The 10,366-nt window shown below is 38.6% G+C and carries 6 protein-coding genes; 5 read left to right on the top strand and 1 reads right to left on the bottom strand.

Annotation, left to right across the window (positions count from 1 at the left end; all coding sequences use genetic code 11):
• Window positions 1-120: 120 nt before the first annotated feature.
• Window positions 121-729, bottom strand: coding sequence for a superoxide dismutase (locus tag LU635_RS16120; RefSeq protein ID WP_240100560.1), 609 nt, complete (start codon window positions 727-729; stop codon window positions 121-123).
• A gap of 176 nt (window positions 730-905) precedes the next feature.
• Between LU635_RS16120 and LU635_RS16115 the strand changes: the two genes are divergently transcribed.
• The 5 genes from LU635_RS16115 to LU635_RS16095 all read left to right on the top strand — a co-directional run.
• Window positions 906-4,016 (top strand): UvrD-helicase domain-containing protein, encoded by a 3,111-nt coding sequence (locus tag LU635_RS16115; RefSeq protein ID WP_240100558.1) that lies wholly within the window; start codon window positions 906-908, stop codon window positions 4,014-4,016.
• Window positions 4,017-4,072: 56 nt separating this feature from the next.
• Window positions 4,073-5,266: a glycine C-acetyltransferase gene (gene kbl / locus LU635_RS16110; protein ID WP_240100557.1), complete on the top strand. Its 1,194-nt coding sequence runs from the start codon at window positions 4,073-4,075 to the stop codon at window positions 5,264-5,266.
• 185 nt (window positions 5,267-5,451) lie between these two features.
• A complete protein-coding gene (locus LU635_RS16105) occupies window positions 5,452-6,876 on the top strand; it encodes an OmpA family protein (RefSeq protein WP_240100556.1) in 1,425 nt (474 codons plus the stop codon).
• A gap of 64 nt (window positions 6,877-6,940) precedes the next feature.
• Window positions 6,941-9,697 (top strand): PD-(D/E)XK nuclease family protein, encoded by a 2,757-nt coding sequence (locus LU635_RS16100; RefSeq protein ID WP_240100555.1) that lies wholly within the window; start codon window positions 6,941-6,943, stop codon window positions 9,695-9,697.
• Window positions 9,684-10,366, top strand: a 683-nt coding sequence (locus LU635_RS16095; protein ID WP_240100554.1) for an alpha/beta hydrolase family protein, incomplete at its 3' end; no start/stop codon positions are given. The genes LU635_RS16100 and LU635_RS16095, both read left to right, overlap by 14 nt.

Genomic DNA, 10,366 nt, shown 5'->3' with positions numbered 1-10,366 from the left:
TTCATGGTAGATTTGGGGCAAAAAAAGGTGGAATTTATTCCGCCTTTTTTTATGGAGTAAACTGAGGATCACAAAAAAAGGCCGCAATCAGCGGCCTTTCATATTATAATTAAAAAGAAATTATTTAGCTTTTGCGTATCTGCTTCCAACTTCTTGCCAGTCTATTACATTAAAGAATGCCTCTATATATTCCGGACGTTTGTTTTGATAATTCAGGTAATAAGCATGTTCCCAAACATCAATTCCCAAAATAGGATTCCCTCCACAGCCAACTCCTGGCATGATTGGGTTATCCTGATTTGGTGTTGAACAAACCTCTACCTTACCACCTTCATGAACACAAAGCCATGCCCAACCTGAACCAAACTGGCCGGCAGCAGCTTTTGAAAACTCTTCTTTAAAGGCTTCAAAAGAACCATACGCACTGTCTATAGCTTCTGCAAGTTCTCCTTCAGGCTTACCTCCTCCATCTGGAGACATAATTTCCCAGTAAATACTGTGGTTATAATAACCACCACCATTATTTCTTACTGCACTGTTAGCCATATCAAGATTTTTAAGAATGTTTTCAATATTCTTACCATCCATGTCTGTACCTTCAATAGCAGCATTTAGTTTTTTTGTATAGCCTGCATGGTGTTTCCCATGGTGAATTTCCATGGTTCTGGCATCTATATGTGGTTCTAGCGCATCAAAAGCGTATTTTAATTTTGGTAACTCAAAAGACATAATTATCTGTTTTTTTAGTGATTAGTACTTAAACTCACCCAAATTTAGCTATTCGGGTATTTAATGGAAATTTTTTAGTGTTATAAAATACTTAAAAGGACTGGGGCTTTGAAAGTCATTTTTATTTTAAATTTAGAAATTCTTGAACTTTTAAAATTTCAAAAACCAGCTTCCTTTTGGAAAACTTCTTTAATATTTATAATGCTTCGGCAGGCTCGGGAAAGACTTTCACCCTTGTAAAAGAATATCTCAGCCTGCTTTTTACTTCCCCGAAAAAAGACCGGTATAAAAATATTCTCGCAATTACCTTTACCAATAAAGCAGTTGGCGAAATGAAAAAAAGGATTATTCAAAGCCTTGCAGAATTTTCCTCAGCTGAGGCAGACCTAGAGAACAATGCCCTTTTAAGTGAGATTTCGCGGAATACTGGCCTTTCTAAAGGAGAAATTATCAGAAAATCTTCGGAGATCCTGAAAAGCATTATACATAATTATGCAGCATTCGAAATCTCAACCATAGATGGTTTTACTCACCGGGTGTTAAGGACATTCGCACGCGACCTTGGTATTCACATGAATTTTGAAGTGGAATTGGATGCTGAACAGGTCTTGATGGAGGCAGTGGACAGCCTTATTAGCAGGGCAGGTTCAGAAGAAAATCTTACACGTATCCTGGTAGATTTCACACTTACTAAGACTGATGATGATAAAAGCTGGGATATTAGCCGGGATCTTTTTAACATCTCCAAACTCCTGATAAATGAAAACCATCAGAAAGCTATTCAGGTATTGAAATCCAAAAGCCTTGAAGATTTTGAGAAATTCAGTAAGAAACTGAGTTCAGATATTAAGATTACCGAAAAGAATCTAAAAAGTTCTGCCATTTACTTTTTTGAGCTTATCGAAAAAAATGGAGTTGAAGAGAGTGATTTCACCAGAGGTTCAATTCCGGCACATTTCAGGAAGCTGCAAACAGGAAACGGTTCAGTGAACTTCAGCACGAAATGGGCTGAAAATATCGAGAATCTGCCTTTATATCCTAAGAAAGTGAGTGAAAGCACCAAAGCGGCTATCGACTCTCTTCAGCCAGAGATCGCTGAAATATTCCTGACCACCAAACAGGCATACTTCCATATAGAATTCCTCACCGAAATAAAGAAAAACCTGGTTCAGCTTTCTTTGTTAAATGAAATAAACCGCGAAGTAGAGGAAATCAAAAAAGAGAGAAACCTGGTGCTTATCTCAGAGTTCAACCCCCGGATAAGTGAACAGGTGAAAGACCAGCCTGCTCCTTTCATATACGAAAGGCTTGGGGAACGCTACCGCCATTATTTTATAGATGAATTTCAGGATACTTCCGTTATGCAGTGGCAGAATCTTATTCCCCTTATAGATCATAATCTTTCAGGAACTGAAAACAGCTCAGGCCTTACCATTGTGGGAGATGCAAAACAAAGTATTTATAGATGGCGCGGTGGTCGGGCAGAACAATTGATAGAACTCTGTAATGAGAAAGTGAAACCATTTCAAACAGATCCAAAAGTGGTGAATCTCCCGGACAATTTCAGAAGTGGTTCTGAAATTGTGAATTTCAACAACGGTTTCTTCAATTATGCTGCTTCCCAGTTAACATTTCCCGACTATTCCGAACTTTTTAAAGCCTCCTATCAGAACCCTAAAAAAGGAGATTTCGGCTATGTAAACCTGTCATTCCTCGAAGCAAAAAACAGGGAAGAAGAATTTGAAATTTATCCTGAAAAGATCCTCGAAATCATAAACAGCCTCGATAAAAAAGGTTTTAACAGAAGAGACATCTGTATTCTCACCAGAAGGAGAAGTGAAGGTGTGGCGATAGCACAATACCTAAGTGAAAATGACATCTCTGTCATATCGTCTGAAACCCTTCTTCTATCTCAGTCTCCTGAAGTTAACTTCATCATAGATCTTCTGTATTTCTCCCTGAATCCTAAGGATGACCATTTAAAGCTTAACATCTATGACTATCTAGCCGACAAATATTTGAAAGAAGAAGAGACCTACGATGTACTCATAAATAGTCTTCCTAATAATGGAGCAGATTCTTTCAATTGGATTTCCGAACATGGAATTGAGTTTGAAATGGACCGGTTAAAAAAATTGTCGCTTTATGAATCGGCAGAATATATTATCAGAAGTTTTAACCTTGTACATGATTCTAATGCGTACGTTCAGTTCTTTTTAGACTTTGTATTCGAAACCACCCAAAAGACTTCCAATGGGCTTAATGAGTTTCTTGAAAAATGGGAACAGAAAAAAGCAAAACTTAGTATTGTGGTCCCTGATGCTGATGATGCTGTAAAGATCATGACCATCCATAAATCAAAAGGTCTTGAGTTTCCCGTGGTTATTTACCCTTTTGCGAATTCTGATCTTCAGGATACCAGAAATGACCATTTGTGGCTGGAGACATATGACGAGAACATTCCTATTGCCTATGTTAGTGCTTCACAAAAAATGCTGAACTGGAACGAAAATTCTGCCAGCAAATACAGTGACCTTATATACAAAAATGAATTGGATACACTGAATGTACTATATGTAGCCTGTACAAGGGCTTCTCAGCAATTATACATTCTATCGAACTTTCACGAAAAACAAAAAAGTACTCCTAATATCTCAGATATACTCATCGATTATTTAAGGACAGTGGGCAAATGGAATGGTGAACTGTCTTATGAATTTGGAGATGATTCAAAGGTTTTTATATCTGAGCCATCACAGAATTCAGGACGCTCTCCCCAAAAATATTATTCTTCTTCCACTCAGAACAGCGCGGTTAGAATTGTTACAAGATCAGGTTCGTTATGGGATTCCAGCCAACAGGAAGCAATGGAGAAAGGAGAGATAGCCCATGAAATCCTGGCCAGGATCAACAAATCAACAGACCTTGAAGATGCAGTGAACTGGGCTATAAACAATGGTATGATCACCGAAGCTTCAAAACAGGAAATTATCGGTCTCATTTCTGAAATCGTGAACCATCCTAAACTGGAAAAATTCTACGGCCCAGAAGCTAAGAATTTTAATGAAAAAGAACTGATCACAACCAACGGAGAAAGATTAAGACCAGACAGAATAAATTTCGAAAATAAAAATGTGAGCATTATTGACTATAAAACTGGTGGTTTGGTAGAAAAACATACAAAACAGATCTCTGCATACGCCATGGCCCTGAAAGACATGGGGTATAAAGTCGAAAGCTGTTTACTTGTGTATACAAGTAAGCCAATAGTAATTAAAGAAGTTTAAATTTGGGGATTGAAAAGAAAAATCAAACAGTATAAATAGTTTAAAATATTTCAGATATGTACGGATCAATAAAGGAACATTTACAAAAGGAAATAGAAGAAATAAAGGAAGCAGGTCTTTATAAAAAGGAAAGGATCATCACCAGTCCGCAAGATGCTGTAATTAAGATTTCAACAGGCCAGGAAGTGATCAATTTCTGTGCTAACAATTACCTGGGGCTATCTTCCAATCCGGAAGTGATACAGGCGGCAAAAGATACTTTAGACAGTCATGGATACGGAATGTCCAGCGTACGTTTTATATGTGGTACTCAAGATATTCATAAAGAACTGGAGCAAAAGATTGCAGACTTCTACGGAACTGAAGACACTATTCTGTATGCTGCCGCCTTTGACGCGAATGGCGGAATATTTGAACCCCTATTTACCGCAGAAGATGCAATAATCTCAGACTCCCTTAATCACGCATCTATTATTGATGGAGTAAGATTATGTAAAGCAGCCAGATATCGCTATGAAAATGGCAATATGGAAGACCTGGAAAAGCAACTGATTGCCGCCAATGAAAAAGGTGCAAGGTTCAAGATAATCGTTACCGATGGAGTCTTCTCTATGGACGGACTGGTGGCACCCCTGGATAAGATCTGTGATCTTGCAGATAAATATGATGCTCTTGTAATGATAGACGAATGCCATGCCACCGGATTTATTGGCGAGCAGGGAATTGGTACCCTGGAAGAAAAAGGAGTAATGGACCGGGTAGATATTATCACAGGTACTCTTGGAAAAGCTCTGGGAGGAGCAATGGGTGGATATACCACTGCTAAAAAGGAGGTCATTGAAATTCTAAGACAGCGATCCAGGCCTTATTTATTTTCAAATTCCCTTGCTCCGGCCATCGTTGGAGCATCTATAAAGGTGTTTGACATGCTTAAAGAAGATGACAGTCTAAGAAATAAGCTAAAACAGAATACAGCATATTTCAAAAAAGGAATAAAGGATGCCGGATTTGAAATAATTGACGGGGAATCGGCCATTGTTCCCGTAATGCTTCATGATGCCAAACTTTCGCAGGACATGGCAGACCGGTTGCTTGAAGAAGGAATTTATGTAATTGGGTTCTTTTATCCCGTTGTACCAAAAGGAAAAGCCCGGATAAGGGTCCAACTTTCTGCTGCCCATGAAAGAGAACATCTGGACAAAGCAATAGAAGCTTTCAAAAAAGTAGGAAAAGAACTGGGCATAATCTAAAACCTAAACGAAGATTAATTTTTTATAAATTATTATCAAAATAATTGATAATCAGGTATTAAAATGTGAACAAAACCTCTGGAAACGCGCTGTAATTAAGAAAACTTTATTATTTTTATCTTTGTTAATATGCACTAAGCGCATACTTTTGTTCACAATTAACACTTAAAACTAAACTATTAAATATGAAACATCTTAGCAAAATTGTACTGGCCTTATGCCTGGTATTTGGCTTTACTTCAGTTCAGGCACAGGATGCTGACAATCCCTGGGCAATCGGCATTGGTGTAAATGCTGTGGACTTCTACCCAACAGGTGAAGATGCCCCTCTTGGCGATATGTTCGATGATTATTTCAATGCCGGCGACCACTGGAACGTTTTACCCGCTGTCTCTAAGCTTTCCGTATCAAGATATATCGGAGCTGGTTTCGTAGGAGAACTAACCGGTACTCTTAATCAAATAGACAGTTATGGAGATAGATCTGTAAGCGATCTTTCTTATTACGCTGCCGATTTAAGTTTTGACTATAGCCTTCGTGCTTTATTGAATGATGGATGGTTTGATCCGGTTATTGGTTTAGGTGGAGGTTACACCTGGATAGGTGAGCAAGAAGGCGAAGACATTTCAAACCTTGATGCCGTTTCTCTGAATGGTAAATTAGGTTTGAATTTCTGGTTCTCAGATAACCTTGCTCTTTCACTTGAGTCTAAATACAAGAATTTCTTTGATGTAGAAACTGCAACTCACTTCCAGCATTCTGCAGGAATTAAGTTTGTTTTCGGAGGTACTGATACCGACGGTGATGGAATCTACGACAAAGATGATGAGTGTCCTGAACAACCAGGTCTTGAAGAATTTAATGGATGTCCAGATACTGACGGTGATGGAATTGAAGATCGTCAGGATGCATGTCCTGAAGAAGCTGGTTTAGCTGAATTTGACGGTTGTCCTGATTCTGATGGTGATGGCGTAGCCGATCCTGATGATGATTGTCCTGAAGTTGCAGGTCTTGCCGAAATGAACGGTTGTCCTGATACTGATGGTGATGGTGTAAGAGACAGTGAAGATGAATGTCCAGACGAAGCTGGTCCTGCTGAAAATGACGGATGCCCATGGCCTGACACTGATGGTGATGGAATCCTTGACAAGGATGATGACTGTCCAGAAGAAGCTGGTCCTGCTGCATCAAACGGATGTCCGGAACCAACTGCTGAAGTAATCTCTGAATTGAACGAATATTCTAAAACAGTTCTTTTCGACTTCAATAAAGCTACGATACGTACAGAATCTGAGGATGCGTTACAGTCTATCGTAGATATCATGAACGAGTATCCACAAACTATTTTCCATATCGAAGGTCATACCGATAGTATTGGAAGTGAAGCTTATAACGAAAAGCTTTCAAGAGAGCGTGCTGCATCTGTTGAAAACTGGCTATCTGAGCATGGTGTACCAGCCAACAGATTGACTTCTGAAGGATATGGCGAAACCAGACCGATCGCTACTAACAGTACCGATGCTGGAAGACAGGAAAACAGACGTGTTGAAATTTCTCTTGATAAAGACAGAGAAATGAAAGACAATTCTGAAGAAGAGGAAATGAACTAAGTCCTCTTGATAATTCATAAAAGAAAACGCTCCGCATTGCGGGGCGTTTTTTTATTTTAGGCGTATGGAATCATTTATACGTGAAGTCTTAATAAAACTTAAGGAATCATCTACCCCACTTTCAGAATTCATCTTTATTCTGCCCAGTAAAAGAGCCGGCTCTTATCTCATCAGGGAACTTTCCACTGTATCAACCACCAATTTATTCGCCCCTACTATTTATAGCATCGAAGAATTCACTGAAGTGATTTCCGGATTAGAATCTTTAGACAATACTATTAGTCTGTTTGAATTCTATGATACCTACAAAAACCTCACTGAACCCGACGAACTTGAAGACTTTGAAACCTTTACCGCCTGGGCTCAAAGCTTAATTCATGATTTCAACGAAATAGATAGATATTTAATAGATCACAAACCCTTTTTTAATTACTTATCGGGCATCCAGGATATCAAGCACTGGTACCTTCAGGATGGAAAAACTGAACTTATAAAAAGATACCTGGCTTTTTGGAAAAAGCTTCCGGAATATTATGAGGCTTTAACCCAAAGATTACTAAAGAAAAAACTGGGATATCAGGGGCTTATTTACCGCGAAGCCGCAAATAGGATAAAGGAATACATAAATGATAACCAGAATCAGCACGTTTTTATAGGCTTTAATGCATTGAATGCTGCTGAGCAGTTCATCATCCAAAGCCTGCTTGAGCGCAAGCTGGCAAAGGTATACTGGGATCTGGACAAGGTATTTTATGCCGATCAGGCTCACGGAGCATCCATCTTTATGCGAGAATATCTTCAGAACTGGGATTACTACCAGGAAAAACCATACGACTCTTTTTCTGTTGATTATTCAAAAGAGAAGAATATTGAAATGATTGGCGTTCCAAAGAATATCGGGCAGGCAAAATATCTGGGTGATATCCTAACAGGATTAAATAAGAGTCAGCTAGAGAGTACTGCCATTGTTCTGGGAGAGGAAGAATTATTACTACCTGTTCTTAATTCTTTACCTGAGCAAATAGAAGAGCTCAATATTACTATGGGCTTCCCTGCAAAGAATGCACCCATAAATTCCCTTTTCGAAAGTCTGTTTCAGATACATATTAATAAATCCGAAAATTACTATTACAAAGACATTATTTCCATTATAAGTCATCCTTCGCTCAGCCCAATTCTAAATCATAATGCCGAAGCCCTGATAGATAGAATACATTCTGAAAACCTTATATATCTTAACCAGAAGGAAATTATTAAAAGCTTTCCTGAGAATACCAGAGAATTGGTTTCAGCCTGCTTTTCTACAAAAAATGATTCTGTTTCCGGACTCATACAGGATTTTCATAAAATCATTCAATCTTTAAAAGTTTTCCTGAAAGAAGAAAAAGATAAAATAGGTCTGGAATTTCTGTATCACTTTTATGTGATTTTCAATAAGCTTGAAAACCTCAACGATAAATATCCACATTTAAAAACAATCCATTCACTGTATGGGTTCTATAAGGAAATGCTCAGCACCGAGACACTGGATTTCCAGGGTAGGCCATTCCAGGGTTTACAATTGATGGGAATGCTGGAATCCCGGGCACTGGATTTTGAAACTGTGATAATTACGTCCCTTAACGAAGGAGTATTACCCGCAGGAAAATCAGATAACTCTTTTATTCCTTATGACCTGAAACAGGAGTACAAACTGCCTACATACCGTGAAAAAGATGCTGTGTACACTTATCACTTTTACAGATTATTACAGAGGGCTAAAAATGTCTATTTACTATATAATACCGAAGCTGAGGGGCTAAATTCCGGAGAAAAGAGCAGGTTCCTTACCCAGCTGGAGATAGAAAGACAGCCCGGGCATCATTTAAAGCATATTCTTATTAGCCCGAAAGTACCAAAGCTTAAAAAGGAATTGAAAGAAGTAAAGAAAACGCCGGAAATCATGGAAAAGCTGAAAGCTCTGGCTAAATCCGGCTTTTCCCCTTCAGCACTTACAACCTACATTCGAAATCCTCTGGATTTCTACCATCAGTATGTTTTAGGCGTCCGGGATCAGGAAGAAGTTGAAGAGACAGTTGCCTTCAATACCCTGGGAACAGTAGTCCATAATTCCCTGGAAAACCTTTACAAACCCTATGAAGGCCAAATTATAACTGAAGAACTGATAAAAGACTTCATTAAAAAAACCGACAACCAAATCAAAAAGGAATTTTCAGAAACCTACAGCAAGGTTCCGCTTGAAAAGGGTAAAAACCTGCTGATCTTTGAGGTGGCCAAGCGATATTTGCACAATTTCCTTAAATATGAAATGAATAGATTAAGATCTGGGGAGGAGATTCAAATCATTCAGATCGAGAAAGATCTCAAAGTCGAGTTCCCTATAGAGAATTTAGCTTTTTCAGTTTATCTTCGCGGCAAAGTTGACCGTTTCGAAAGCTGCAATGGTATACCTCGAATTATTGATTATAAAACAGGGAAAGTAGAATCCAGGCATCTGAACGTTGAGCAATGGGAGAATATAACAAAAGATTATGACAAATATTCCAAAAGTTTTCAGGTTTTAACTTATACAAGCTTGATTGCCCTTGAGAAAGACCTTACATTCCCGGCAGAAGCAGGAATCATATCTTTCAAGAACTTAAGATCAGGCTTTTTAAAATTTGAAAAAAAAGAATCCGGATCCAGAAAAAAGGATCCTTTAATAAGCCTTGAAACCCTTGACCTGTTTCAATCTGAATTAAAAAAATTAATACTGGAGATCTGCAACCCGGAAATCCGGTTTATAGAAAAAGAAATTAAAAAGACCCATGGAAGTTTCTAAAGAGAAAAACCTTGTCATAGATGGCAAGCACCAAAAGCCTATTGTAGTCGACACCATTTTCAAAGATGATGGCAAAGCCAAACCTATAGTAATTTTTTGCCATGGATACAAAGGCTTTAAAGACTGGGGAGCCTGGGAGAGAATGGGAGAAGTTTTTGCCGAAAATGACTTCTTTTTTGTCAAATTCAATTTCAGCCATAATGGTACTGGGCCGGATCACCTTACTGAATTCCTGAATATCGAAGCTTTTGGAGATAACAATTATGTAAAAGAGCTTGATGACCTGCAATCTGTTATTGACTGGCTACTTTTGCCCGACTTCAAATTCGCACAACAGATCGACGCAACCAACCTGAGCCTTATTGGACATTCACGGGGAGGCGGAATAACACTGATCAAAGCAGCTGAAGATAAAAGAATTGGTAAACTACTCACTTATGCCTCAGTATCCGATTTTGGATCTCGCTTTCCGGAAGGTAAGAAACTTGAGGCCTGGGAAAAGAAAGGGGTTCAGTATATAGTAAATGCAAGAACCGGCCAGCAACTGCCCCATCATTATCAGTTTTATAAAAACTATAAAGAAAATAAAGAGCGTCTCAGCATTAAAAAGGCAGCTAAAAAGCTGGAAATCCCACATCTTATTGCTCATGGAAGCAGCGATACAAGCGT

Origin of the sequence: Christiangramia crocea (assembly GCF_022410465.1) — a bacterium.
Taxonomy (GTDB): domain Bacteria; phylum Bacteroidota; class Bacteroidia; order Flavobacteriales; family Flavobacteriaceae; genus Christiangramia; species Christiangramia crocea.
The sequence above is the reverse complement of the archived record's forward strand: the minus strand, read 5'-3'. Positions and strand labels throughout refer to the sequence as shown.

What these genes read in the sequence shown, in the direction of transcription:
- LU635_RS16120 (WP_240100560.1), bottom strand. Translation starts at nt 729, where the DNA reads ATGTCTTTTGAGTTACCAAAATTAAAATACGCTTTTGATGCGCTAGAA.
- kbl (WP_240100557.1), top strand. Translation starts at nt 4,073, where the DNA reads ATGTACGGATCAATAAAGGAACATTTACAAAAGGAAATAGAAGAAATA.
- LU635_RS16100 (WP_240100555.1), top strand. Translation starts at nt 6,941, where the DNA reads ATGGAATCATTTATACGTGAAGTCTTAATAAAACTTAAGGAATCATCT.
- LU635_RS16105 (WP_240100556.1), top strand. Translation starts at nt 5,452, where the DNA reads ATGAAACATCTTAGCAAAATTGTACTGGCCTTATGCCTGGTATTTGGC.